Annotated in this window: 29 protein-coding genes and 4 tRNA genes; 6 read left to right on the top strand and 27 right to left on the bottom strand. The window is 52.9% G+C overall.

Annotated features, from left to right (window positions below):
• Positions 1-8: 8 nt before the first annotated feature.
• The 17 genes from rplV to murB all read right to left on the bottom strand — a co-directional run bounded on the left by rplV (position 9) and on the right by murB (position 10,865).
• Positions 9-341, bottom strand: coding sequence for a 50S ribosomal protein L22 (rplV, locus tag BLW37_RS16345; protein ID WP_091344855.1), 333 nt, complete (start codon positions 339-341; stop codon positions 9-11).
• Between the two features lie 10 nt (positions 342-351).
• Positions 352-630 carry a 30S ribosomal protein S19 gene (gene rpsS, locus BLW37_RS16340; protein WP_019677720.1) on the bottom strand — a complete coding sequence of 93 codons (279 nt, stop codon included), beginning with the start codon at positions 628-630 and terminating at the stop codon, positions 352-354.
• Between the two features lie 16 nt (positions 631-646).
• Positions 647-1,471, bottom strand: coding sequence for a 50S ribosomal protein L2 (gene rplB, locus BLW37_RS16335; RefSeq protein WP_091344854.1), 825 nt, complete (start codon positions 1,469-1,471; stop codon positions 647-649).
• A 16-nt stretch (positions 1,472-1,487) separates the two neighbouring features.
• A complete protein-coding gene (gene rplW, locus BLW37_RS16330; protein WP_091344853.1) occupies positions 1,488-1,790 on the bottom strand; it encodes a 50S ribosomal protein L23 in 303 nt (100 codons plus the stop codon).
• Positions 1,787-2,392 carry a 50S ribosomal protein L4 gene (rplD, locus tag BLW37_RS16325; RefSeq protein WP_091344851.1) on the bottom strand — a complete coding sequence of 202 codons (606 nt, stop codon included), beginning with the start codon at positions 2,390-2,392 and terminating at the stop codon, positions 1,787-1,789. Before rplD ends, rplW begins: the two co-directional genes overlap by 4 nt.
• An 18-nt stretch (positions 2,393-2,410) precedes the next feature.
• Entirely contained in the window at positions 2,411-3,049 is a 639-nt protein-coding gene (gene rplC, locus BLW37_RS16320) for a 50S ribosomal protein L3 (protein ID WP_091344850.1), read from the bottom strand.
• 29 nt (positions 3,050-3,078) lie between these two features.
• Positions 3,079-3,390: a 30S ribosomal protein S10 gene (gene rpsJ, locus BLW37_RS16315; RefSeq protein ID WP_091344848.1), complete on the bottom strand. Its 312-nt coding sequence runs from the start codon at positions 3,388-3,390 to the stop codon at positions 3,079-3,081.
• Positions 3,391-3,603: 213 nt separating this feature from the next.
• Positions 3,604-4,467, bottom strand: coding sequence for a phospholipase A (locus BLW37_RS16310; protein WP_091344846.1), 864 nt, complete (start codon positions 4,465-4,467; stop codon positions 3,604-3,606).
• A gap of 83 nt (positions 4,468-4,550) precedes the next feature.
• Complete coding sequence (locus BLW37_RS16305; RefSeq protein WP_091344844.1) at positions 4,551-6,257, bottom strand: acyl-CoA dehydrogenase family protein; 1,707 nt, start codon at positions 6,255-6,257, stop codon at positions 4,551-4,553.
• Between the two features lie 139 nt (positions 6,258-6,396).
• The gene (tuf, locus tag BLW37_RS16300; RefSeq protein WP_091344842.1) at positions 6,397-7,581 is read right to left on the bottom strand and encodes an elongation factor Tu; all 1,185 of its coding nucleotides are present in this window, start codon (positions 7,579-7,581) and stop codon (positions 6,397-6,399) included.
• A gap of 72 nt (positions 7,582-7,653) precedes the next feature.
• Positions 7,654-7,729, bottom strand: a tRNA-Thr gene (locus BLW37_RS16295).
• Between the two features lie 15 nt (positions 7,730-7,744).
• Positions 7,745-7,819 (bottom strand) — tRNA-Gly (locus BLW37_RS16290).
• A 29-nt stretch (positions 7,820-7,848) separates the two neighbouring features.
• Positions 7,849-7,933, bottom strand: a tRNA-Tyr gene (locus tag BLW37_RS16285).
• Between the two features lie 5 nt (positions 7,934-7,938).
• A tRNA-Thr gene (locus BLW37_RS16280) sits at positions 7,939-8,014 on the bottom strand.
• 120 nt (positions 8,015-8,134) lie between these two features.
• Positions 8,135-8,830, bottom strand: coding sequence for a type III pantothenate kinase (locus BLW37_RS16275; protein WP_091344841.1), 696 nt, complete (start codon positions 8,828-8,830; stop codon positions 8,135-8,137).
• 3 nt (positions 8,831-8,833) lie between these two features.
• The gene (birA, locus tag BLW37_RS16270; protein WP_091344839.1) at positions 8,834-9,823 is read right to left on the bottom strand and encodes a bifunctional biotin--[acetyl-CoA-carboxylase] ligase/biotin operon repressor BirA; all 990 of its coding nucleotides are present in this window, start codon (positions 9,821-9,823) and stop codon (positions 8,834-8,836) included.
• A gap of 22 nt (positions 9,824-9,845) precedes the next feature.
• Positions 9,846-10,865, bottom strand: a complete 1,020-nt coding sequence (gene murB / locus BLW37_RS16265; RefSeq protein ID WP_091344837.1) for a UDP-N-acetylmuramate dehydrogenase — start codon at positions 10,863-10,865, stop codon at positions 9,846-9,848.
• Between the two features lie 198 nt (positions 10,866-11,063).
• On the opposite strand from murB, the gene BLW37_RS16260 reads away from it, so the two are divergent.
• On the top strand, positions 11,064-11,669 hold the full coding sequence (locus BLW37_RS16260; RefSeq protein ID WP_091344835.1) for a YkgJ family cysteine cluster protein: 606 nt from the start codon (positions 11,064-11,066) through the stop codon (positions 11,667-11,669).
• 65 nt (positions 11,670-11,734) lie between these two features.
• Entirely contained in the window at positions 11,735-12,079 is a 345-nt protein-coding gene (locus BLW37_RS16255; RefSeq protein WP_091344833.1) for an MGMT family protein, read from the top strand.
• A 5-nt stretch (positions 12,080-12,084) separates the two neighbouring features.
• Here the strand turns inward: BLW37_RS16255 and BLW37_RS16250 are convergent, their stop codons facing one another.
• From BLW37_RS16250 to BLW37_RS16225, 6 genes are all read right to left on the bottom strand, one after another.
• Entirely contained in the window at positions 12,085-13,269 is a 1,185-nt protein-coding gene (locus BLW37_RS16250; protein ID WP_091344831.1) for a BaiN/RdsA family NAD(P)/FAD-dependent oxidoreductase, read from the bottom strand.
• Positions 13,259-15,265 (bottom strand): lipid IV(A) 3-deoxy-D-manno-octulosonic acid transferase, encoded by a 2,007-nt coding sequence (waaA, locus tag BLW37_RS16245; RefSeq protein WP_091344829.1) that lies wholly within the window; start codon positions 15,263-15,265, stop codon positions 13,259-13,261. The genes BLW37_RS16250 and waaA overlap by 11 nt, the downstream gene beginning before the upstream one ends.
• A 14-nt stretch (positions 15,266-15,279) precedes the next feature.
• Positions 15,280-16,032, bottom strand: a complete 753-nt coding sequence (locus BLW37_RS16240) for a glycosyltransferase (protein ID WP_091344827.1) — start codon at positions 16,030-16,032, stop codon at positions 15,280-15,282.
• A gap of 99 nt (positions 16,033-16,131) precedes the next feature.
• Positions 16,132-16,605 (bottom strand): peroxiredoxin, encoded by a 474-nt coding sequence (locus BLW37_RS16235; RefSeq protein WP_091344826.1) that lies wholly within the window; start codon positions 16,603-16,605, stop codon positions 16,132-16,134.
• Positions 16,606-16,675: 70 nt separating this feature from the next.
• A complete protein-coding gene (locus BLW37_RS16230; protein ID WP_091344824.1) occupies positions 16,676-17,431 on the bottom strand; it encodes a class I SAM-dependent methyltransferase in 756 nt (251 codons plus the stop codon).
• A gap of 68 nt (positions 17,432-17,499) precedes the next feature.
• Positions 17,500-17,988, bottom strand: coding sequence for a hypothetical protein (locus BLW37_RS16225; protein WP_091344822.1), 489 nt, complete (start codon positions 17,986-17,988; stop codon positions 17,500-17,502).
• A gap of 107 nt (positions 17,989-18,095) precedes the next feature.
• Here BLW37_RS16225 and BLW37_RS16220 point away from each other — a divergent pair, with 107 nt between their 5' ends.
• Positions 18,096-18,827 (top strand): complement resistance protein TraT, encoded by a 732-nt coding sequence (locus BLW37_RS16220; RefSeq protein ID WP_091344820.1) that lies wholly within the window; start codon positions 18,096-18,098, stop codon positions 18,825-18,827.
• Positions 18,827-19,681, top strand: coding sequence for a complement resistance protein TraT (traT, locus tag BLW37_RS16215; protein WP_091344818.1), 855 nt, complete (start codon positions 18,827-18,829; stop codon positions 19,679-19,681). The genes BLW37_RS16220 and traT overlap by 1 nt, the downstream gene beginning before the upstream one ends.
• Before the next feature lie 27 nt (positions 19,682-19,708).
• On the opposite strand, the gene prlC is transcribed toward traT, so the two are convergent.
• Complete coding sequence (gene prlC, locus BLW37_RS16210; protein ID WP_091344816.1) at positions 19,709-21,757, bottom strand: oligopeptidase A; 2,049 nt, start codon at positions 21,755-21,757, stop codon at positions 19,709-19,711.
• Between the two features lie 147 nt (positions 21,758-21,904).
• Here prlC and gorA point away from each other — a divergent pair, with 147 nt between their 5' ends.
• Positions 21,905-23,260, top strand: a complete 1,356-nt coding sequence (gorA, locus tag BLW37_RS16205; protein WP_091344814.1) for a glutathione-disulfide reductase — start codon at positions 21,905-21,907, stop codon at positions 23,258-23,260.
• Positions 23,261-23,263: 3 nt separating this feature from the next.
• Here the strand turns inward: gorA and BLW37_RS16200 are convergent, their stop codons facing one another.
• A complete protein-coding gene (locus BLW37_RS16200) occupies positions 23,264-23,656 on the bottom strand; it encodes a type II toxin-antitoxin system VapC family toxin (protein WP_091344812.1) in 393 nt (130 codons plus the stop codon).
• The gene (locus BLW37_RS16195; protein ID WP_091344810.1) at positions 23,656-23,886 is read right to left on the bottom strand and encodes a CopG family transcriptional regulator; all 231 of its coding nucleotides are present in this window, start codon (positions 23,884-23,886) and stop codon (positions 23,656-23,658) included. Before BLW37_RS16195 ends, BLW37_RS16200 begins: the two co-directional genes overlap by 1 nt.
• Positions 23,887-23,992: 106 nt before the next feature.
• Here BLW37_RS16195 and BLW37_RS16190 point away from each other — a divergent pair, with 106 nt between their 5' ends.
• A complete protein-coding gene (locus tag BLW37_RS16190; RefSeq protein ID WP_091344808.1) occupies positions 23,993-24,736 on the top strand; it encodes an alpha/beta hydrolase in 744 nt (247 codons plus the stop codon).
• On the opposite strand, the gene BLW37_RS16185 is transcribed toward BLW37_RS16190, so the two are convergent.
• Complete coding sequence (locus BLW37_RS16185) at positions 24,733-26,019, bottom strand: amidohydrolase (RefSeq protein ID WP_091344806.1); 1,287 nt, start codon at positions 26,017-26,019, stop codon at positions 24,733-24,735. The genes BLW37_RS16190 and BLW37_RS16185 overlap by 4 nt on opposite strands.

Genomic DNA, 26,019 nt, shown 5'->3' with positions numbered 1-26,019 from the left:
TCTCACTCCTAGTTATCAGCTACGATCACAGTAATGTGACTGGTACGCTTGACGATACGGTCAGCACGGCCTTTAGCGCGTGGCTTGATACGCTTCATCGATGGTGCTTCATCTACAAAGATGGTTTGCACTTTCAACGTATCAATGTCAGCACCTTCGTTGTGCTCTGCGTTGGCTACGGCTGATAAAAGGACATTTTTCACCAGATGTGCAGCTTTTTTCGGGCTGTACGTCAGGATATCCAACGCCTTATCTACTGGCAGTCCGCGGATCTGATCAGCAACCAGACGAGCTTTCTGTGCAGAAGAACGGGCAAATTTGTGTTTAGCTAATGCTTGCATGATTCACCCCTTAGCGTTTCTTGGCCTTTTTGTCTGCCGCATGACCACGATAAGTACGAGTTGGGGCAAATTCGCCCAGCTTGTGACCTACCATCTCTTCAGAGACAAACACAGGTACATGTTGACGACCATTATGGACAGCGATGGTCAATCCGATCATATCAGGTATGATCATTGAACGACGGCTCCAAGTCTTAATAGGCTTCTTGTCACCGCTTTCCAACGCTTTCTCTACCTTCTTCAGCAAGTGAAGGTCGATAAATGGACCTTTCTTGAGAGAACGTGGCATGGCAATTCCTCACAAATTATTTATCACGACGACGTACGATTAATTTATCAGTACGCTTGTTTGAACGAGTCTTGTACCCTTTGGTCGGTACGCCCCATGGTGTTACTGGGTGACGGCCACCAGAAGTACGGCCTTCACCACCACCGTGTGGGTGATCCACCGGGTTCATTACCACACCACGTACAGTAGGACGAACACCGCGCCAGCGCGTAGCACCCGCTTTACCGTATTGACGCAGCATGTGCTCGGCATTACCAATCTCACCGATGGTTGCACGGCAGTCAGCCAGTACTTTACGTGTTTCACCACTGCGTAAACGCAGCAATACATAAGCACCATCACGGGCGATAATCTGGATGAAGGCTCCGGCTGAACGCGCCATCTGGCCGCCCTTACCTGGCTTCATTTCGACATTGTGCACCACCTGACCAACCGGGATGTTGCGCATCGGCAGGGTGTTACCTGCTTTGATAGGTGCATCAACACCTGACTGCACAGTATCACCAGCTTTCATGCCTTTAGGCGCCAGGATGTAACGACGCTCACCATCTGCATACAGCACCAAAGCGATGTTCGCAGTACGGTTTGGATCGTATTCCAGGCGCTCAACTTTGGCAGGAATGCCATCTTTGGTGCGCTTGAAATCAACCAGACGGTAATGTTGCTTATGGCCACCACCAATGTGACGCGTAGTAATGCGACCATTGTTGTTACGACCACCAGTCTTGCTTTTCTTCTCTAACAAAGGAGCGTAAGGCTTACCTTTGTACAGGTCCGGGTTAACCACTTTGATGACGTGGCGACGACCTGGTGATGTAGGTTTACACTTTACAAGTGCCATTTCCTAACTCCTCTTCTTACTCAGCGCCGCCAACGAAATCGATTTCGCTGCCTTCTTTCAGGGTGACGTAGGCCTTTTTCCAGTCGCTACGCTTGCCCACGCGCAAACCGGTACGCTTGGTTTTACCCTTCACGTTGACCGTGTTTACAGCAGTGACTTCGACATCAAACAGCTTTTGTACAGCAGCTTTGATATCGGCTTTGGTCGCAGTAGTAGCTACTTTGAAAACGACGGTGTTGAAGTTTTCTGCCGCAATGGTGCTCTTTTCAGATACATGCGGAGCAAGAATTACTTTCAGCAAACGTTCTTCGCGCATCATGCTAACAGCTCCTCAAGTTGTTTCACCGCAGCAGCTGTCATCAGCACTTTATCAAAGGCAATCAGACTGGCTGGATCAATACCGTGAACATCACGCACGTCAACCTTGTACAGGTTGCGCGCTGATAAGAACAAGTTCTCATCGACATCGTTGGTCACGATCAGCACGTCTTTCAGCTCCATCGCTTTCAGCTTGCCAACCAATTCTTTGGTCTTCGGCGTTTCAACGGTGAAGTTTTCTACCACAACCAGGCGATCCTGGCGTACCAGCTCAGACAGAATACTTCTGATGGCACCACGGTACATTTTACGATTTACTTTCTGGCTGTGATCTTGTGGCTTGGCCGCAAAAGTCACACCACCGCTGCGCCAGATAGGGCTGCGGATTGTACCGGCACGGGCACGGCCAGTACCTTTTTGACGCCATGGCTTCTTGCCGCCACCGCGAACTTCTGAACGCGTTTTCTGAGCACGGCTTCCCTGACGGGCACCTGCTGCATACGCAACAACGACCTGGTGAACCAGCGCTTCGTTAAATTCACGTCCAAAGGTCGCTTCGGAAACTTCAAGAACGCCTTTTGCGTCCCGTAATGCTAATTCCATCACTTATCTCCCCAGACGTTAGCTTTTGACCGCAGGCTTCACGATCACATCGCCGCCGATGGCACCAGGTACAGCACCTTTTACCAGCAGGATGTTACGCTCTGCATCAACACGGACCACTTCCAGAGACTGGACTGTCACGCGCTCAGCGCCCATGTGACCGGCCATCTTCTTACCTTTGAATACTTTACCTGGTGATTGGTTTTGACCAATCGAACCTGGTGCACGGTGTGACAAAGAGTTACCGTGCGTAGCATCCTGGGTGCGGAAGTTCCAGCGTTTAACGCCACCAGCGAAACCCTTACCTTTTGATGTGCCAACCACATCAACTTTCTTGGTTTCCGCGAAAATTTCAACAGTAATCTCGCTACCCACCTGGATGTCGTTGCTTTCATTGTCTGCCAAACGGAATTCCCACAGACCACGACCAGCTTCAACACCTACTTTAGCGAAGTGACCAGCTTCTGGCTTGCTCAGGCGGCTTGCCTTCACAGTACCAGCAGTCACTTGCAACGCGCTGTAGCCGTCAGTCTCTTGAGACTTCACAGCAGTCACGCGATTTGGTGTCGCTTCGATTACGGTAACAGGAATAGAGACGCCATCTTCAGTGAAGATGCGGGTCATTCCTACTTTACGACCGACTAAACCGATAGCCATTTCCTAAACCTCTCTTAAAACCTGTCTTGTCAGCCCAGGCTGATTTGAACGTCAACACCAGCAGGCAGATCCAATCGCATCAGAGCATCTACGGTTTTATCCGTTGGCTCAACGATATCGATCAGACGCTTGTGGGTACGGATTTCGTACTGATCACGTGCATCTTTATTGACGTGAGGAGAAATCAAGACAGTAAAACGTTCCTGGCGAGTTGGCAGTGGAATTGGACCACGAACCTGGGCACCGGTACGCTTGGCTGTGTCAACGATTTCTAAAGTTGACTGATCGATCAAACGGTGATCGAACGCTTTCAGGCGGATACGTATCCTTTGATTACTCATAAATCAAAGCCTCAAAGAGCAAAAAGAGCAAAAAATAACAAAAGCACAACTCCTAGTAGGAGTGAGCCTTTGCAGCGAAGTACAGTTGCTCCCCAATCGGGAGCATTGTCGGGGCAAGAGTTGCCTCTTACCGCACCTACCTAATACAAGGTCGGACGCGCATTATATAGAATTGTGATGAAAACTCAAGCGGTTTCTGTATTTCGTTGGTAGCTAGATCACATCGTTCAGTTCAAAACCTAAACCAAAGCGGGTGACTGGCCGGTTGTAGTCAATCAAACTGTCGCCGTAACCGGTAAAAAATGATACGTACCAGCGTAGGTACTTGTTCATTGGCCTGGAATAAGACAGTTGTAAAGCCCCTTTGTTATCGCTTTTAAGATTGTTTCTGAGCATCATCCGGTAGGTTTCACTTTGATTTTTGTAAGCGGCTGAGATCTCGAAATAGCCCATATAATGACTAATATCCGGATTGTCATCGCCTTTAGGGTCCCCTTCAAAACGCTTTTCACGCTCCGGAAAACGATACCAGGGTGTGACACTGACAAAAACATCACCAATTGAGCCAATCCAATTGAGTTTTAATCGATTCCAACTCCGCGATAGTTCTCCTGCGCGGCCATTGGACTGATGCGACAGGCTGATACTGATGATACGGCTGGCAGCCTGATCCACTCCGTAAAAATGTGGGAATGCCAGAATCAGCTCTGGTTCGTAGTTAGTTTCTCGAAAAGGTGAGGACACGGCACTGTTGTAGGACTGCCAATACGCCTGCTGGGTGAAGGCAAAAAACACGTAGCCTTTATCCTGATACACCCGGCTCCATAAAGGTGTTTTCAGACTAAGCTGGAACTTGGTTTCAAACCGCTCCATCGGGGCGCTGTCACCATCCCGGTTGATGGTTTCACGCAAACCTTTGGCGTAACTCAGCGGCTGCAGGTAGTTATTGCGATGGGGCAGCAAAGTAAAGGGGGAGTAGTTATCCCAGTCCTCTTCGCTCATCCTTTTATCCAACGCATCCATCGCCAGCATAGGCATGCTGACCAATACCAGGACAAACACCACCAGGGAACGCATACCTGCCTCCTCAATACGGCTACGGATGGCTCATCATACAATAAAAGCGCAGAACGCGCCTTTATTGTAAATTTTTTGCCCATTTATTCCTGCATGATCAATAACAATGCCTCAGCACGTGGCAAGATGCGCTTGAAATAGAAGTCAGCCATCTGCTGTTTTTGGTGCTTTGTTTCAATCGCAATCTCAGCGCGCTCCAATGCATCGACTTGCTTTAGCCACATATAGCCATAGAGCAGGTAGCCATTCAACGTCATAAACTCGTAGGCATAGTCTGCTAACAGGGCTTTATTCTCTGCAGCACGTTGGAGCAAAGATTGCGTCAACACGCTGGATCTTTGTAAGTAGGCGGCTAACTGTTGATGCTGTGGATTGGCTGCATCCAGCCAATGTTCAATCTCTGCAAACAGCGCCAGTAGTACAGCTCCCTTATCACCAGCCACTTTCCGCAACATAAAATCAGCGGCCTGAATGCCATTGGTACCTTCGTAGATTTGGGCAATCCGCACATCACGCACCAATTGCTCCATGCCCCATTCTTTGATGTACCCATGGCCACCAAACACCTGCTGTGCATGAACGGTACATTCGAGTCCCAGGTCAGTCATAAAAGCTTTGGCAATGGGCGTGAGTAAATTCGCCAGTTGCTGCCCTTGTTCATCACCACTGTATTTAGCTTTATCCAGCTGCAGCGCGACCCAGGTAGAAAAGCTCCGGCCTGCTTCGTTTAATGACTGTATGGTATGCAACATTCGCTGTACATCCGGGTGACGGATGATAGGCTCGGCTTTATTGGCATCACGTTCAGTGATACGGCCCTGCAACCGATCATGGGCATATGCCAGCGCATTTTGCCAAGCTCGCTCTGCAGCTCCAAGGCCCTGACTGCCCATCGCAAGGCGCTCATAATTCATCATCGTAAACATGGCCGCCAGCCCTTTGTGCGGCTCTCCCAGCAAATAGCCGGTAGCTCCATCAAAGTTCATGACACAGGTAGCGGATGCATGAATGCCCATTTTGTGTTCGATGGAGCCGCAATGGAGTGCATTACGCTGCCCCGGGTTGCCGGCAGCATCCGGTATAAGCTTCGGTACAATAAATAATGAAATGCCGCGACTACCGGCTGGGGCATCCGGCAACTTGGCCAATACCAGATGAATAATATTCTCGGTAAGATCATGCTCCCCGGCAGTGATAAAGATTTTACTGCCACTAATGCGATAGCTACCATCCTGTTGTGGCTCCGCTTTGCTGCGCATTAAACCCAAATCGGAGCCGGCATGGCTTTCGGTCAGGCACATAGTTGCTGACCATTCTCCGCTGTAAAGTTTTGGCAGATAAAGAGCCTTAACTTCATCTGTGGCGTATTGCTGCAAAGTGACGCAGGCCCCTGCAGTCAGACCAGGATAGAGTGAGAAGGCGATGTCGGCGCTGCACATCATTTCATCCAGCATCATCGACAGCACTTTAGGCATGCCCATGCCACCGTACTCAGGATCGCCACTAAAACCGGCCCAGCCACCCTCGCACCAGGCGCGGTAATTTGCCTGATAATGCTCAGGGGTTGTCACAACACCATCGTGCAGCTGCACACCGGTCATGTCAGCCTGCTGGCTTAAAGGCGCGATTTGTTGCTCACAGATCTTCGCGGCTTCCTGCAGAATGGCTTCGGCGGTTTCGGGTTCGAGCTGCTCGGCCAGCGCAGGCACCTCTTGCCAGTGCTGCTGGACTTGCCAGACATCAAACAACTGGAACTTCATGTCGTTGAGCGGGGCTAGATACTGACTCATTATTGGTCTCCTAACTGGACGGATCTGTTAGCAGCTTCGCATAATGTCAGCTTTCAAACAAGTGTTTGAATTTGTCTTAAGGCAAAAACAGCACAAAAAAAAGGCCCCTTACGGAGCCTTCTTCTTACATCACCGGCAATTAAGCGATGATTTTTGATACAACACCAGCACCTACCGTACGGCCGCCTTCACGGATTGCGAACCGCAGACCTTCGTCCATCGCGATTGGTGCAATCAGCTCAACCACAAACTTCAGGTTGTCGCCTGGCATGACCATCTCAACGCCTTCTGGCAACTCTACTGCTCCAGTTACGTCTGTAGTACGGAAGTAGAACTGTGGACGGTAGCCTTTGAAGAATGGCGTATGACGGCCACCTTCGTCTTTGGACAATACGTACACTTCACCTTCAAACTTGGTGTGTGGCTTGATGGAGCCTGGCTTCGCCAGTACCTGACCACGTTCTACGTCTTCACGCTTGGTTCCACGCAACAGCGCACCTACGTTCTCACCAGCACGGCCTTCGTCCAGCAGCTTGCGGAACATCTCTACACCAGTACAAGTGGTCTTGGTGGTATCACGGATACCAACAATCTCAACTTCTTCACCAACTTTGATGATGCCCTGCTCTACACGACCAGTCACTACGGTACCACGGCCTGCAATTGAGAACACGTCTTCGATTGGCATGATGAATGGCTTATCAATCGCGCGCACTGGCTCTGGAATGTAAGTATCCAGCGCATTGCCCAGCTCGATGATTTTTTCTTCCCACTTCGCGTCGCCTTCCAATGCTTTCAGAGCTGAACCCTGAATAACTGGCAGGTCGTCACCTGGGAAGTCGTAGTCTGACAGAAGCTCACGCACTTCCATCTCTACCAGCTCTAACAGCTCTTCGTCATCAACCATGTCACATTTGTTCATGAACACGATGATGAACGGAACACCTACCTGACGTGATAACAGGATGTGCTCACGCGTTTGTGGCATTGGGCCGTCTGTCGCCGCTACTACCAGAATTGCGCCGTCCATCTGCGCTGCACCGGTAATCATGTTTTTCACGTAGTCTGCGTGACCTGGGCAGTCAACGTGCGCATAGTGACGTGACGGCGTGTCGTATTCTACGTGAGAGGTATTGATGGTAATACCACGCGCTTTTTCTTCCGGTGCTTTGTCGATTTGATCAAAAGCAAATGCCTGACCGCCGTAATGCTTTGCCAGCACGTTGGTGATAGCTGCAGTCAGAGTTGTTTTACCGTGGTCAACGTGGCCGATGGTGCCTACGTTTACGTGCGGTTTTACGCGTTCAAATTTAGCCTTAGCCATAATAAAAACCCTTCCTTTAACGGCGGTTCATGCTTGAAATTAGAATGTAGTTACGAGAGATGAAACAAGAAGTGGTGCTGATACCCAGAATCGAACTGGGGACCTCATCCTTACCAAGGATGCGCTCTACCGCCTGAGCTATATCAGCATCAAAAAAATTGCTTGGAGCGGGCAGCGGGAATCGAACCCGCATCATCAGCTTGGAAGGCTGAGGTAATAGCCATTATACGATGCCCGCAATCTACTCGTAGCCATGGCTGACGAAAGTGGTGGAGGGGGAAGGATTCGAACCTTCGAAGGCTGAGCCGGCAGATTTACAGTCTGATCCCTTTGACCACTCGGGAACCCCTCCACTAATGGTGCCGCTTATCCGAGTCGAACGGATGACCTACTGATTACAAGTCAGTTGCTCTACCAACTGAGCTAAAGCGGCACAACGTCAGTGGGTGCGAATTCTAGTAGAATGATTTGGCAGGCGCAACAGAAAAAAAGCGAAAAGTGCAATTAAATGCATTGAATGCCCAATTCTTAGCCAAAAGCGACAAAGACCACATTAACTGTCAATAAAACGACTGAGGCCATAAAACAATAAATCAGGCTCCAATCGAAGTGGATACTGTTTCAAGTAAGGCGCCAGAAACTGAGTATCGCCACCGGTCAACAACAACTGCTGCATGGACTGCAACTCCCAGGCTTGTTGAATTGCGCCTAGCACCGAGGCCAAACAGCCATTCTGCAAACAGGACACGGTATCATCACCGAGCTGCAACCGGGCCTGATGGGTATCGGCATTGAAAACTTTAGCGGTTTTTTGCACCACACTTTGTTGTTGCAACTTCAGGCCTGGCAGGATCCAGCCGCCCTGATGCGCACCGTCCGCACTTAACCAATCCAGTGTCACCGCAGTACCAGCATCCACCACCAGTACATCCGTGTCTGGTTGCAGCCAATTGGCACCCAGCATGCCCAACCAACGGTCCACCCCAAGCAAATGCGGCTGACTGTAACAATTGCGCACACCGAAACTGTATGCATCGCTTTCAATTTGCCGCCAGGGCTTGTCTTGCAGCTGCAACTGCTTTTTTAAGGCTTGCACCTTGTCCTGCCCGGCCACCGCAGCATAATAAACGGCTTGCACAGCGGATAAATCCGTTGTGTTATTTTGTAAGTCCAGCCGCTGCATGCTGCCGGCAGAGCTGGCCAGCATGGCTTTACTTCGGGTATTACCAATATCCAGCAACAAATACATGGTTCAGTTCTCCGCCCGCAGGCTCAATTCACCACCGTGAAACAATTGCTTTTTACCCTGAGATTCAATCACCAGATTACCCTGCGCATCCACCCCATGACAAATACCACGCACCACCTGCTGGCCCTGGGTTAAACGTACCGGCTGCTGCAAAAACAATTGCCGACGATTAAACGCCGCCTGGAAAGCAGCAAAACCCGACTGCTCAAAACGCTGCAAATGTTTAGCACAACTGGCCTGAAGCCCCGCAACCAATCGATTCCTATCCAGCGGCCCTAAAACAGTGGTTAAGTCAATCCAGGGTTGGTCGATGCTTTGCTCAGCCTGAGCTGCCGACAACTGCACATTGATACCAATACCAATCACCAACTGACAACGGCCATCACTCTGGCCGGATAGCTCTATCAGCACACCCGCCAGTTTCTTGCCCTGCAAATAGATATCATTCGGCCATTTCAATGCTACCGGCAGCTGGTAGTCATGCTCCAGCAACTCGGCGACTGCTACCCCTATGACCAAGCTCAAGCCCATAGCCGCCTGTATACCCTGCTCCAGTTGCCACACCATGGAAAACGACAAACTGGCGGCAAAGGGCGAGTACCAGGCCCTACCATGACGCCCACGTCCTGCGGTTTGAGCTTCAGCCACCAACGCCAGCCCCTTTGGCAGGATTTCACCTTGCTGCAATCGCTGCATCAGCTGCAAATTGGTTGAATCAGTAATCGACAGCACTTCAACAGGGGCGCTCTCGTCGCTTTGCCACTGCTGGATAACGCTGCTATCGAGCAGCTGCAACGGGCTGGCCAGGCGGTAACCTTTGCCTTTGACACTGAAAATATCCAGCCCCAACTGTTGCAGCTGCTGCATATGATTGGCAATCGCGGTGCGGCTCAGGCTCAGCTGCTCACCGAGCCAGCTGCCGGAATAAAACTGGCCATCGCTTAAATAGTGCAACAACTGCCGCTGTACTTGCCAGCTGCTTTGCTCGCTCATCGCAAGTTACCCGATAGTTTGCTCATAGAGAGACGCTCGCACGATGGCTTAACTGACCGACCAATTGCACTTCCGTCTCCAATGCCACACCAAACCTTGTCTGTACCTGCAATTGAATGCTCTCAATGAGCTGCAACAATTGTTCGGCCGTACCAGCTCCATGGTTGACCAATACCAGCGGCTGGCGGCTGTAACAGCCAATATCCCCCAGCTTTTTGCCCTTAAAGCCGGCCTGATCAATCAACCAGGCGGCCGACAATTTGCTCTGCCCCTTGCCCTGAGCAAAGACCGGCATGGCCGGGTAACGCAGCTGCAAAGCCTGAGCTATTTTTTCCGGCAGCAAAGGGTTTTTAAAAAAACTGCCGCAATTGGCTAGTTCACCCGGGTCCGGCAGTTTGGACTGACGAATGGTCACCACTGTCGCCAATACCTGCTGCAAAGTGCAGTTCGCAGGCAACTTATCCAGTCCCTGATAACTGAGCACCCGACGCGGGCTTTTAGATAAGGTAAACCCAACCGCCACGATCACTCCCTGTCCGGCCAACTGATGTTTAAACACGCTGTCACGGTAGGCAAAAGCACAATCGCTTACATCAAGTCGTTGCACTTGCTGGCTGTCCCAGTGAAAAAAATCAACATAGCGGCAGCGATCAGCCAGTTCAACGCCATAGGCGCCTATGTTTTGCACAGGAGCAGCGCCAACGGAGCCTGGGATGAGCGCTAGGTTTTCAAGCCCCCACAAGCCTTGCTCAACCGTCCAGCACACCAGCTGGTGCCAGTTGTGCCCTGCTTCTACATGCAGCAGAGCACGGTCATCATCCAACCAGCGTAGTTCTTTAGTCGATGCAACAAAACGACACAGCGGTGGCAATTCATCGCCAATAAAAACGGTATTGCTGCCCTCTCCCTGAACCCGCGGTTTAGGCTCTAAAGGCACCTGGCGCAAATCATCCAATTGCTGGCATTGGTAAACGGTCGCTAACCGTGCAGGCAAACGAAAGGTGGAGTAATCGCGTCCATCTTGCTCTACAAGGATTTCCATGGCTGGCTCAGAAACTAAATCATGGCGCTATTCTAAACAAAGAGTGCTGGAAACACTACGCAGTTCGTTCAGCGCCATCTAGGATTAAAATTCTGTTGCTGGAATTTTATCCACCGCATACAATAGTTGCGCCAACAAGCCGTTGGTTTCTGAGTACCTACGTTTCTTACTTTATTTGCTTTTTCGTTCGGAGTCTTTATGCAACGACTGCGTGAATTGTCGCGTCGTGTTGAGGCTGTGTATGGCGAAATGGCGGACATCTATGCCGGTTACCAACAAGCACGCGGTCTTCATTGCCGCAGTGGTTGTGGTGCCTGCTGCCTGCACCCGGAGATTGAAGCCACGGTGCTGGATATGTTGCCGCTGGCAATGCACCTGTTTGATCAGGGCACGGCCGAATCCACACTGGCACAACTAGAAGCGGCCCCAGCTGGCAACAGCTGCCCGATGTACCAAGCCTTATCCTTCGATGGCAAACAGGGACAGTGCCGTATTTATCAATGGCGCCCTACCCTGTGCCGTACCTTTGGTGCTGCCGGTTACCGGGATAAGCATGGCAAAACCGCGTTATCTACCTGTAAAACCATTAAAGAGGATCGCAGCAGCGCCTATGCCGACACCCTGATCGCGATGGAGTCCGATCCGCCTCCCATGCTCAGCCATGCCCGCCAACAGGTGAATCAACTGGACTACGAGCTAAGCCGCAGCAGCCTGCCGATCGCCGAAGCGATGCAGCTGGCTTTACGCAAAGTGCTGTTTCAGGCCTGCTATTCCGAAGTAGATATTGATCAACAAATTGCCTAAGCCTTGCCTCATTATCTCTGCTTGTGTCAGGCTAAACAAATAACAGCCTGACACGACAAAGCCTGATGACAACAACCAATCCCTACTATGCCCGCATCTGGCACACAGTGCTGCAAATTCCCGCTGGCAAAGTTGCCAGCTATGGTCAGATTGCCGATTTAGCCGGCTTGCCGGGACGCGCCCGGCTGGTCGGCAAAGCACTGGGGTATGCACCAAAAGAGCTGGCAGTACCCTGGCACCGGGTGCTACGCAGTGATCGTAGCCTGGCTTTCCCAACCGGCTCTGATAGCGCCAAGTGCCAACGTCAGCTGCTGCAGGATGAAGGGGTGCTACTCAAAAACAACCGGGTGCGCAAAGACGATCTCTGGCAACCGGATCTGGCGGAGTTGTTGTTTAAGTTGAAGTACTAGCCGTATTAACAATACTGGCCAGCAACCCAACCCGAGCTCCAGGCCCACTGGAAGTTGTAGCCGCCGAGCCAGCCGGTGACATCGACCACTTCGCCGATAAAGTACAGGCCGCTTTGTTGCTTGGCTTCCATGGTTTTCGAGGATAAATCATCGGTATCAACCCCACCAAGCGTTACTTCGGCGGTGCGGTAGCCTTCGGTACCATTGGGTTTAAACACATAGTGGGTAAGGCTGTCGCAAAGCCGTTCGATGCTTTTCGGATTCAGTGCTTTGAGTGGCTGGTTTTGAAATACCTTCAGCGTCAGCAGTATTTCTACCAGCCGCTTCGGCAATACACGACCCAGTGTGGTTTTTAGCTCCTGCGCCGGGTGTTGCTGCTGTTGAGCAGTGAAAAACGCAGCCAGGTCCTGGCCTGGTGTGAGATTCACCAGCAGCTCATCGCCAGGCTGCCAGTAGCTGGAGATTTGCAAAATGGCCGGGCCACTTAAACCACGGTGAGTAAACAGCATGTCTTCTGCAAAGAGAATGTGGTTCGCTTCGGCTGTCACCGGCAAGGAAACACCACTGATCTGTTCAAATACCGCTTTATCACTGGGTTGCCAGGTCAGCGGTACCAGGCCAGCCCGCACCGGTAATACCTTCAGGCCAAATTGCTCGGCCAGCTGATAACCAAAGGCGGTCGCGCCAAGATTAGGCAAACTAAGACCACCACTGGCCACCACCAAACTCTGACACTGCAACTGATGGGTCGTTGTGCGCAGCAGATAACCCGCCCCTTCAGAGCTCACAGCGGTGATCTGCTGCGATAAAGCAATCTGAACGCCGGCCTGGTCGCACTCCTGCGCCAGCATGGCAACGATGTCTTTGGCGCTGTCGTCACAAAACAACTGGCCTAAGGTTTTCTCGTGGTAAGGGATCTGATAGCGCTGCACCAGGTCGATAAAATCCCATTGGGTATAGCGGCTAAGCGCCGACTTGCAAAAATGCGGGTTGGCCGAAATAAAATTGTCCGGGCTGGCGTAGATATTGGTGAAATTGCAGCGGCCGCCACCGGACATCAAAATCTTACGGCCAATGCGTTTGCCGTTATCCAGCACCAGCACCTTACGACCACGCTTACCAGCCTCGATAGCACAAAACAGGCCGGCAGCACCAGCCCCAACCACGATCACATCCCAATCAAGCTGCACTTGATTGCTCCTGTAGTTGCTCTTGATAACCTGCCAGCAATGGCTGCCAATCCGCCTCCTGCCAATGAAAAGGGTTGAGCTTGCTTTTTTCTTTGGTCAAAGAGCGCAGCAAACGATCGAGGTTTTGCTGTTTCCAGGGGCCCTCGCTGCGCGGTCCGCATTTATCAAAGTCGATCAGCCAAACCTTGCCAGCTTGATCCAGCAAGATGTTATGGCAATTTAGATCCGAGTGAAAAATCTGCTGTTGATGCAGCCGGGCAATCACCCGCCCGACTTCACGCCATTCGTCGGCGCTAAGTGCCCGCTCGTTATGCAGTAGCTGCGCCAGATCGGTACTGTTCGGGATCCGCTCCACCAGAATATCGGCACTGTAAAACAAACCATGCCGTCGCATGCGGGCAGCGGCCGGGCGTGGAACCGGTAACCCCCTGGCATGCAAATCAGCCAGCAAACGAAATTCCCGAATAGCCCGACTGGCCAGCGTTGGCTCCCGCAGGAACTTGTCTTTATTCAGCTTACCAATCAGGCCGCCGCGGTAATAATGGCGTAGCACCAGCTCGTGCTCGCCCTGGCGTACAAACCAGACGGTGCTGCGACCATTGGCCTGGCCCAGCGCCGCTTGCTGTTGTTGCCAGTAGGCTGGCTCAAACTGCTCAGCATCAATTTGCTGGAAAAAAACCGGGTTAAACCAATAGCGACTCTGTTTATCCTGATGTTGTTTCATCGGAACATTTACTCCTGCCAGGTGGGAACCTATCAGCGCTACAGTGCGCTTTGCTGCACCACTGTGCTGTCTGAAAAATTGCTGCGCGCGCTGCCCGGCCTGAAGCCTGAGTTCATCATTGGCAAACTGTTGCAGCACTTGTTGCTCAAGCTCAACTGCGGTACTAGCATAGGACACCAACTGTTGACGCTCTAATTGCTTGAACAAGCTGCTGAAGTTAAATACAAAGGGCCCACTGAGTACGCTTTTGCCAAAGGCCATCGCCTCGAGCGGGTTGTGGCCGCCGCGCTCAATCAGACTCCCGCCTATAAAAACTACATCGGCCAACGCATACCAGTGCAACAACTCGCCCATGCTATCGGCCAGAAACACCTGGCTATCGGCGTCGGGTAGTCCCTGCACGCTGCGCCTGCTCAAGCGCAAGCCATGTTTTTGCACCAGGTTAGCCACATGACTAAAGCGATCCGGATGCCGCGGCACCAGCACCAGCAGCAACTCTGGTAATTGTGGCTGCAAGGCCTGGTAGGCTTGCACCATCAGTTCGTCTTCACCGCTATGGGTGCTGGCTGCGACCCAAACCTTACGGCCGCTAAAGGCAGGGGAGAATTGCGCTTGCTGCATGGCAAAATTTGCCGGCAACTGCATCTCGTATTTCAGGTTGCCTGCCAGCTCCCCTGCCCTGACATCCAGCCCAAGGGCACGGAAACGGCGCAAACTGGCTCTGTCCTGAGCTAATAATAAGCGAATGGCCGGCAACAACAAGCGGGTAAGCCAGTAAAAGCGACGGTAGCCTTTGGCTGAGCGCTTCGATAAGCGGGCATTAGCCACCACCAGCGGGATCTGCTGCTGCCTGGCTGCTGTGAGCAGGTTGGGCCAAAGCTCGGTTTCCATCACCACCAACAACCTTGGCTGCAAGCGCTGCAGAAAACAGTGATTACTAACAGGCAGATCAAATGGCAGGTAGCAGTGCTGCAACCGACCACCAAACTGCTGCAGCAGGCGGGCAGAGCCGGTAGGCGTGGTGCAGGTGACAGTGAGTGGCAAGGCCGGATAGCTGGTTAGCAACTGTTCAATCAGTGGCGCTGCTGCCACCACTTCTCCGACCGAAACCGCATGCAGTACAATACCCCCCGGCTGCATGCCAGCTGGAACAACACCAAAACGCTCGGCCCAGCGCTTCAGATAGCCGCTGTCGTGACGGGCCCGCCAGACAAAGCTGAGCAACACTAGCGGCAGCGCCAGCAACAGCAACAGGGTATAAAGCCAGCGCATAGCGTGTCAGTTCCTTAACCCCACATATCCTTCACCCACTGCACCGGCAATACCCGGCGATACCATTTGCCACTGATACCCGCGATGGCGTCCGGTGGATTTGGCTTGCCATGAAAGGCGACAATTTTAGCGCCCGAAGGAATAGTGGCTGGTTTAAACCAATTCATAATGCCCTTCGGCAAGCAGTGACGCTTAAAGCTGACACACCAACCTTCAGGCCAGTATTGTAGTTTGCCTTGTGCCGCCAGGTTCTGAGTGACAAACTCCTGCTCGTTGCGCACCTTGGCTAGCTCTCGTTCTTTGTGGTTTTTCAGTAGCTCAATTAAATCGCTGTGCGCCCCGATGGTGTAACGATAGACCGAGGTATTGCCGGTTGCGTCGGACTTATCCCATTCTTTAATCACAAAGAACTCGCCATCTGGCTCGAAGAAGCAATTGATGTTGTCGACAATGACCACATCCAAATCGATAAACAGCGTTGGCCCGGTCAAATCATACAAAGGGTCGGCAAAGCTGGTGACTTTTAACCAACCATGGCCAAAACTCCAGGGCTGACGCTCGTCAAAATCTTTAAAACCCACCATGGGGATCTCTTTGACTTCGATGTTGTCATCAATGCCATCTGCATCATCGGTCAAACAAACAAAACGATGTGGCAAGGTCAGGTTGCGCTGCACCATCGCATGCAGCTTATTAACGTAATCCGGGCCATATTTCTTGCCCCATTTGATACAAAGAACATTCACGGTTTGCTGAGTTGTTGGCATAGCGCGGTCACCATCAAAAAAGAGAGGTTTATCATACCAGTTCAGTGGCAGAAATGAAAAAAGGGAAGCGCCATGGCTTCCCCTTTGTTGAGCAAAGCATCAAAGGGCTGCTAAGATAGTTTCCGCCTTACTGACTTCAAACGATTTGGGCGGCTCAACATTAAGCAACGTCACTTTGCCATCGTCGACAATCATAGCGTAACGCTGAGAACGCACACCACCAAAATCTCCGGTATCCATAGTCAGGCCGGTAGCTTTATGAAAAGCACCACCGCCATCCGCCAGAAAGGTGATTTCTTCGGAGTTTTGTGTCTCGGCCCAGGCCGCCATCACAAAAGCATCGTTCATCGAGGTACAAACAATGCTGTCTACACCTTTGGCCTTGATTTGGTCCGCCAACGCAATATAGCCGGGTAGATGAGACTCCGAGCAGGTCGGTGTAAAAGCACCGGGCACAGCAAAGAGCACTACTTTTTTGCCTTTAAAAATATCGGCAGTACTTGGGTTTTTCATGCCATCGCTGGTCAGTTGCGAAAAGCTAACTTCGGGTAAGGTATCGCCTGGTTTGATCATAAGTAGGTTCCTATGGCTGATGAATGGGCTTGCATGAGTGTAGCTGAAAAATACCATCTGGCTGCCAGTTTCAGATGGCAGCCTTTACATAAACATCAAAACGGTTGTTCTTTCCTTTGACCTCATGGCTGGGTTTGGTTCCCGCCAAAGGCGGCGCATAGGCCGGACGCTTCACTACCACCCGCTTGCTGGCCAGTGCCAGTGCCGCAGGTAATAAGACATCGGCGTCCGGATCCTCCCCCACTACCTGATGAAAGGCCCGCATTTCTTTTTTTACCAAAGCCGACTTTTGCCGCTCAGGGAACATCGGGTCAAGATACACCACCTCGACCGCATCAAGCTCAGTGAGCGCCTGCTGGGCCGACGCAAAATGCAATTGCATGCGCTCAGGCAGCCAATCCGAAAGATCCGGTTGTTCACCGGCACGGCGCAGCCCATCGGCCAGCAAAGCCGCTACCAGCGGATTGCGCTCCACCAAAGTGACTCTGGCTCCAAGGCATGCCAGCACAAAAGCATCTCGACCCAACCCAGCGGTAGCATCAATCAGAGTCAGATCTCGTTTTTTGTTCAAACCCACCGCCTTGGCGATGGCTTCGCCCATGCCACCACCATGCTGTCGACGATAGCTGGCACTGCCGCTGGCAAAGTCCACCACAATATCACTTTGCTTGGGTAGATCGGTATGACGAAGCACCAATGCCTGCGACTGCCAGGCCAGATGCCAGCCTTCAGCTTGCTCTGTTAGGATTAAGCCAAAACGCTGGCTTAATCCATCAAGATAGGCTTGCTCAGCAGCACTTAGTACGCTGCCTGATAACACAATCATCCGGAGCGGCTCCAAAAAAGCGCACAGTGTAACCTGCTGCCTGTCAACACACCAGCTGACCTGCTGTCTTACATGACCTCTTGTTTGGACGTGCCCGTTATCTTGCACTGTCCACCCACCAGACTTACCGCCGGCTCTGGCACTATGGCGCAATCCGACATCCGGCCAAGCCTGATATTTTCCGCTTCAGCCGCCTTGTTGTAACTGGCTATTTTTTGCTGCAACACGGTTTCATTCACCCCCTTGGTAGAGTAGGCAATATACTCAGCAGGGCCACCACACGGTTTATGGCCAAAGCCTATCACCCGACATTGCTGAACATCATCGGCTTCTGCCTGACCAATCATGCTAAGAATATCTGCCCGCATTTTCTGTAAATCAGGATGTTCTCGCATTTGTCGCTCCCGCTCTTTTAAGGCTGCTCTGGGGTTAGTGACCGGATCAATTGGCTCTATCAAGGGCTCCGGAGCCAACCGCTCTCCACCGGCTTGGCCCTGCTGACAGGCGCCAAGTAAGGCCACAGCGATAACAGCCATAAGCCAATTCAGTTTTCGCATTCAAATCTCCTGTAGATTGACCATACTTTCTACTAAAATTAAGCACCCGTTAAGCTTAGCAGATTAAGCTTGCAGTTGTTGAGCTTAAGTTACTACAGGACACCAAAATGAAACATACCCTTTGGCTGGCGGCGATTATTGTCAGTTTGTCGCTGAGTGGCTGTGGTGCCATTCATACCTCGGTCGCCAAACGCAATCTGGATGTACAAACCCAGATGAGTTCTACCATCTTCCTGGATCCGGTTGAACCGGAGCAACGCACTATCTTCGTCGATATCCGCAATACTTCGGACAAGCCCGAGTTTGATATCCGCCCTATGGTCATTCAATCCCTGCAGCAACGCGGCTATCAGGTCATCGACAGCCCATCGCAGGCCACCTACTGGCTACAGGCCAATGTGCTGCAAGTCGGTCGTACCAATGCCAGAGCCGCCAATAGTGCGATGAATGCTGGCTATGGTGCTGCTGGTGGCGCTGTGCTTGGCCATACCGTGCACAGAGCAACTGGCGGCTCTTCCGGCAGCGCCGCTACCGGCGCGGCCATTGCCGGTGCTGTGGCGGGCACTGTGTTCGATGCGCTGATTGAAGATGTGTATTACAGCGTAATCACCGACATCCAAATCATGGAACGTTTTGATGGCGTGGTACGAGAGCGCTCCGAGCATGTGCTGGTGCAGGGGGATAGTGGCAGCACAACCTCCAGCTATCAGCGCCAAAGCGATCAACGCCGCTATCAAAGCCGGGTCATCAGCTACGCCAATCAGTCCAATCTGAAATGGGAAGATGCGGCAGCGGATCTGCAGATGGGTCTGGTACGGGCTTTAGCAGGTTTGTTCTGATGCATAAGGCCGGTCTTAGCCTCTGCCTGTTGCTGCTGTTCGTGCAGTTAACGGGCTGCACGGCCATTCACCGTTCCATCGCCAAGGGCGAGCTGGATGTGCAAACCCGCATGAGCCAGACCATCTATCTTGATCCGGTCGAGCCGGAATTACGCACCGTGTTTCTGGATTTTCGCAGTACCGCCGCGGAATTCCAGCAACCGCTGGATCAGGCGGTGATCGATTTTTTGCAACAACGTGGTTATCAGGTCACCAATAGCCCGGCACATGCGCAGTACTGGCTGCAGGTGAATGTTCGCACTGTGCTCAAGCAAGCGCCGGAAAAAGTGCTGGCCCAGGCTGAGTTTGGCATGAGTGAGACAGAGATTGAGCAACTGATGAATCCGGCCTTGCTGGCTATGCCCGTACTTTTGCCGGATGAAGCCACTGAACAGCCAATCAGGCAGCGTCGCTCCAACCGGTCATCGGGTGGCAATGTCTATGTTGGGTATTCGGATAGTGTGGATGTAAGTAGCCGGGATCTGCGCAACGCAGCCATCGCTCTGGCCATCATCGCCGGTACCGAATACGCCGGCCGGCAGTTGGTGAAAGATGTCTACTACACCATGGTCACCGACTTGCAAGTGGCAGAGCGCATTGCCGCCGACAGTGATGAACTGGTGCTGGAGTACAGCCAGCATTTGCTGCTGCAAGGCGATAGTGGCAGTACGGATACGCTTTGGGAGCGCGCGACCGATCGCCGTAAATACCAGGCCAGGGTGATTAGCTTTGCCAATCAGGCCAATCTGCGCTGGGAGGACGCGGAGCCTGGACTGCAATCAGGCCTGATCCGCTCACTGGCAGGTATCTTCTAACCTGCCAGTCAGCCAACGCTCTACTGGTTAACTGGCAATGCCCATATGCCGCAGTAAGGCTTCATTGGATGGCTCGCGGCCGCGGAAACCTTTAAACAACTCCATCGGTTCGGCGCTGCCGCCACGCTCTAAAATCCACTGCAAGAAGTCCCGCCCGGTTTGCGGATTAAACACCCCTTCCTCTTCAAAGCGTCCGAAAGCATCGGATGACAACACCTCGGCCCACAGGTAACTGTAATAACCAGCGGCATAACCACCGGCAAAGATATGGCTAAAGCCATGCTGAAAACGATTAAAACGTGGCGGTACGATAACCGCTACCTGTTGACGCACTTCGTCAAGCAGCTGTTGGACCCGGCCACCCAGTTCTGGTTGGTACTCGGCATGCAGCCTGAAATCGAACAGCGCAAATTCCAACTGACGTACCAGAAACATCGCCGACTGGAAGTTTTTCGCCGCCAACATCTTCGCCAGCATTTCTTGCGGCAAGGCCTCGCCGGTTTCGTAATGGCCGGAGATCAGCTGCAAAGCTTCCGGCTGCCAGCACCAGTTCTCCAGAAACTGACTGGGCAACTCGACCGCATCCCAGGCCACACCGTTGATACCAGCAACCGCAGCCGCATCGACCTGCGTCAGCATATGGTGCAAGCCATGACCAAACTCATGGAACAAGGTCACCACTTCATCATGGGTAAAAAGCGCAGGCTTGCCGCCAACCGGCTTATTGAAGTTGCAGGTTAAATAGGCCACCGGGCTTTGCAGCTCGCCAGTCGCTAAGATGCGCCGGCCCCGGCAATCATCCATCCAGGCACCGCCGCGCTTTTTCGCCCTGGCGTATAAATCAAGATAAAAACTGCCGCGCAGAGCACCTGAGCTATCAAAAATATCGTAAAAGCGCACATCCGGATGCCAGACATCCACCCCCTCACGCTCGCGCACCGTCATGCCAAACAGCTTTTCAATCACAGCAAATAAACCCGGCACCACCTTGGTTTCCGGGAAATAAGGCCGCAGCTGCTCATCTGAGATGGCATAGCGGGCTTGCTTTAATTTTTCCGAGTAATAAGCGACATCCCAGGCTTGCAGCTCAGTATGCTGGTACTCGCTTTGAGCAAAGTCTCTCAGCTCGGCCAGCTCTTTTTCGGCCTGTGGCCTGGCCCGGCGGGCTAAGTCCTGCAAGAAATCCAGTACTTGCTGCGGAGATTCCGCCATTTTCGTTGCCAGTGACTCTTCGGCCGCATTGGCAAAATCCAGCAGCTGGGCCAGCTCATGCTTAAGTGCCAGGGTTTCTTCGATAATAGCGCTGTTGTCAAACTGGCCGGCATGCGGCCCCTGATCGGAGGCCCGGGTACAATAAGCCTGATAGACCTCTTCACGCAAACTGCGATCCTCGGCATAGGTCATCACCGGCAAATAGCTCGGGAACTCCAGCGTCAGCACCCAGCCATCCAGTTCACGGCTTTTGGCCTCCTCTGCCGCGGCTGCTTTGGCATCATCCGGCAGACCAGCCAACTGCGATTCATCGGTCAGGTGCTTGTGCCAGGCCTGAGTGGCATCCAGGGTATGATTGGAAAAGCTGGATGACAGCTCTGAAAGTCGGCTTTGAATCTCACCGTAACGCTGCTTTTTCTCTGCCGGCAAACCGATACCGGATAATTTGAAATCCCGCAGCGCATTTTGAATCACTTTTTGCTGAGCCGGGCTAAGCTCGGCATATGCCTCGCTTTCAGCCAACTGACGATAGGCCTGATACAAACCTTCATGCTGTCCCAGCCAGGTACTGAATTCTGATAGCACTGGCAGGCAGCTCTCGTAGGCCTCCCGCAGCTCGGCGCTGTTGAGCACCGAGTTTAGATGAGACACCGGCGACCACAGTTTTCCTAATCTGTCACTGCCCTCCTCCAACGGCACCACCAGATTATCCCAGCTGAAAGTGTTTTGCGTAAGCACCTGCTCCACACTGTCCCTGGCTCTGGCAATGGCAGCTTCCACTGCAGGCTTCACCTGCTCGGGTTTGATAACAGAAAAAGGCGGTAAGTCGGTGAATTCAAGCAAGGGGTTGTGCACTGTGGTCATAGTGGTTCCTGTTGAGCTTTGTCAATACTATTCAATGTTGGGGCGAATGCCGCACAAGTCAAGGCACCTGTTTAGTCCATAGCTCTTGTGATTCCACGCACTGGGCCTTATATAGAAGCTAATTCGCCTCAAAGAACAGGATCCTTTATGACCCGACATTACGATTACCTGGCCATTGGTGCAGGCAGTGGCGGCATTGCCTCAGCCAACCGGGCAGCCATGCGTGGCGCCAAAGCCGCAGTGATAGAAGCCAAAGCGGTGGGCGGTACCTGCGTGAATGTCGGTTGTGTGCCGAAAAAAGTCATGTGGTACGGCGCTCATATTGCCGAAGCCATCAAGTACAGCCCGGCCTATGGTTTTGATGTGCAGCAGCAAGGCTTTGATTGGGCCACCCTGGTGCGTCACCGCGAGGCTTATATTGAACGCATTCATGGTGCTTACCAGCGTGGTTTTGCCAGCAATGGGGTGGATTTGATTGAAGGCTTTGCCACCTTTGTGGATAAAAACACAGTGGAAGTCAATGGCGAGCGCATCACCGCCGATCACATCACCATTGCTGTTGGCGGCCGCCCTAGCCGGCCCGATATTCCGGGCGCTGAACTCGGTATCGACTCGGATGGTTTTTTTGCTTTGACTGAACAGCCAAAAAAAGCCGTGGTGGTTGGTGCCGGTTACATCGCAGTTGAACTTGCCGGCGTGCTGCACGCCCTGGGCACCGATACCCACCTGCTGGTTCGCAAAGACAGACCGCTGCGCAACTTTGACTCAGATATCACCGATGCCCTGCTGGAGCGGATGAAGCAAGATGAGCTGCAACTGCACACTCAGACCGAAGTCAGCAAAGTAGAAGCTGGCAGCGATGGGCGTCTGACCGTTTACATGCACGATGGTGCCATGCTGCTGAATGTCGATTGCCTGATCTGGGCCATTGGCCGCGAACCTGCCACCGATGCCATTAAACTGGCAGCCGCTGGCGTCGCCACCGATGAGCAAGGCTATATTCGCACCGATGCGTTGCAAAACACCAATGTGCCGGGTATTTATGCGGTCGGCGACATCACCGGCGAGGCCCAGCTGACCCCAGTGGCGGTCAAAGCCGGCCGCATGCTGGCCGAGCGGTTGTTTAACCCGGCCATGCCGGACGCTAAAATGGACTACCGGCTAATCCCTACCGTGGTGTTCAGCCATCCGCCCATAGGTACCATCGGCCTGACCGAAGCCGAGGCCAAAGCCGAGTATGGCGACGCCAGCATCAAGGTGTATCGCTCCAGTTTTGCCGCCATGTACAACGCCATCACGCCACATCGGGCGCTTAGTACTTTTAAGCTGGTTTGTGCCGGCAAAGAAGAAAAAGTGGTTGGCCTGCACGGCATTGGCGAAGGCATGGACGAAGTGCTGCAAGGCTTTGCCGTAGCGATGAAAATGGGCGCCACCAAAGCCGATTTTGACGCCACGGTAGCGCTGCATCCGACCAGTGCGGAAGAGTTTGTGACAATGCGCTGAGTGCTAAAACCAATCAGCCAGTTGCAGTCCCGGGACTTTGCAAAACTCGCGTTGATTGTGAGTCACCAGGATGGCTTGATTGGCTTTCGCGGTTGCCGCTATAAGCAGATCGTATGGGCCTATCGGTTGGCCCTGATGTTCCAGCGTAACCCGGATTTCAGCTGCATGCCTGGCTGCATCGTCGTCAAAAGGCAGTATGCGTATAACTCTCAGCAGCTGAGTCAGTTGCTGTTGCCTTTTTTGCGGGGCGCTGGATTTTAACACCCCAACTTCCAGCTCAAACCGCACGATAGCAGGGATTGCAATGTGCTGTGGTTGTTGCGCCAACAAATGCCTGGCCACATCGCCCTGACCTTTGAAAAAATAGATCAGCGTATTGGTATCCAGCGCAAACATTACCAGTCTTCTCTTGGCGTATCGGTTGTTTTATCCTGACGTAACTCTTGCTCACTGGGAAAGTCTGGCCAGGCACCTGCCAGCTCACGCACTTCACCAGGCCAGTGCTCCGACAGCGCTTGCTGAATTAAGGTCGCGACCCACTTGCTGGTAGATACCTGACTGGCCTTGGCAGCGGCTTTCATTTTCGCTTCACTGTCATCATCCAGGTAAATAGTGACTTGGCCCATGGCTCACCTCAACAAACACTTATAATTGCAAGTATAGGTGGATAAATTTTGACCGTCAATGCAAGCTCAATTAAGCTAACTACATCTGAAACAAGGAATGGATGCAATGCGCACACTGCTAAGTTTAGCAAGCTACCTGTTGGCCGGTTATGGCTTGCTGTGCCTGCTGCTGTATCTGTTGCAGCGCCAGCTGATTTATTTTCCGGTGCCCGCTGCCTTACCGCCAGAACAGCCGCTGGTGTTACAGCAAGGTAAGGTCCAGGTGCTGGTTAGCCAACAGCCGCGGGCCAGTGACAAGGCTTTGCTGTATTTTGGCGGCAATGCCGAGGATGTCAGTGTTAGCCTGGCGGAGTTTGCTGCAGCATTTTCGGAGCATGCCATCTATCTGATGCATTACCGTGGTTATGGCGGCAGTGACGGCCGGCCGTCGGAGCAAGCGCTGGTCAGCGATGCGCTGGCGCTGTTTGACAAGGTCAGCCAGCAGCACAGCGACATCACCCTGATTGGCCGCAGCCTGGGCTCAGGTGTGGCGGTGCAATTGGCGGCGCAGCGTCCGGTGCAGCAGCTGGTGCTGATTACGCCTTTTGATAGCCTGACCGCTTTGGCCAGCCAGCAGTTTCCGTTCGTGCCGGTGCGCTGGTTATTAAAAGATCGTTTTGAATCCGCCCACTACGCCAGTAGTCTCCACACCCCCACCTTGTTGCTGGTAGCAGAGCAGGATGAAATCATTGGCCGGGCGCGCAGTGAGGCGCTGTATCAGGCTTTTCCTACCGGCATTGCCATAATGCAGCTCTATCCTGGCGGGCATAACAGCTATCTACCCGCCAGTCAGATCGCGGCCTGGCTTTAGCCAGCACCGGGATAATCAAACACCCAGTTAATAAACAGATTGGTGCCTACTTTGAGCGCCCGCTCATCGGCATAGAAAAATGGCGAATGATTGGCTGGCATGCTGGCCGGATCTTTATCCGGTGGAGCGACCCCTAAAAACACAAACATGCCGGGTACTTCCAGCGCGTAATAGGAAAAATCCTCGGCACCGGTCACCAGCGGGCTTTCCTGCACCATCTGCTCACCGGCTACCGCCTTAGTGGTTGTCAGCATCCGCGCCACCAGCTCCGGATTGTTGATGGTCACCGGGTAGCCTTCAATAATGGTCACTTCCGCTTTAGCACCGGTGACATGGGCTGACGCCTCTGCCGCCTGAGTCAGTTGGCGGAAAATTTGCTGACGAATGTCCATATCGAAGTTGCGAATGGTGCCTTCCAGGTAGACTTCATCCGGAATAATGTTGTTGCGTACCCCACCTTCGACAATGCCAAAGCTCACCACCGCCGGTGCCCGGGTAATATTGATTTGCCGGCTGACGATGGTCTGCACATTGTTGATGATTTGCGCGGCCGCCACGATGGGATCCACCCCGGCCCAGGGTGAGGAACCATGCGTTTGCCGGCCCTTGACCCGGATCTCAAAGCGATCGGAAGACGCCATCAAAGGCCCCTTGCGGTAGCCAATGACGCCAAGTGGAGCCTGGCCCCAGACATGAATGCCAAAAATGGCATCCGGTTTCAGCTCGGCAAACAGGCCCTCGCGCAGCATCAGCTCCGCGCCACCTTCTTCCCCGGGCGGCGCACCTTCTTCCGCCGGCTGAAAGATAAACATCACGGTACCCGCTACCTGCTGCTTGTGCTCTGCCAGGTACTCGGCCGCCCCCATCAGCATAGCAACATGCAAATCGTGGCCACAGGCATGCATTACCCCTACTTCATTGCCGCGGTACTCGCCTATCACCGTAGAACGAAACGGCACATCGGTTTGCTCCGTGACCGGCAGGGCATCCATATCGGCCCGCAGTGCTATCACCGGGCCCGGCTTGCCACCGCGCAGCACCCCAACCACACCGGTATGGGCAATTTCGGTTTGCACCTCCATACCTAGCTTACGCAGGTGCGCTGCGACTAAGGCAGCCGTACGAAACTCGCGGTTACTGAGCTCCGGGTGTTGATGGATATCGCGCCGCCAGGCAATTACCTTCTGTTCCAGTTCGCTACTGATGGCAGGTCGAGCAGCCTGTTCTGCCAAGAGCCCGGCAGGCACACAGAGAAAAATGGCCAATAATGAAATTCGAAGCAT

The sequence above is a fragment of the Alkalimonas amylolytica genome, assembly GCF_900107845.1.
Taxonomy (GTDB): Bacteria; Pseudomonadota; Gammaproteobacteria; order Enterobacterales; family Alteromonadaceae; genus Alkalimonas; species Alkalimonas amylolytica.
Note: the sequence above shows the minus strand (reverse complement) of the source record. Positions and strands in the feature narration are given on the sequence as shown.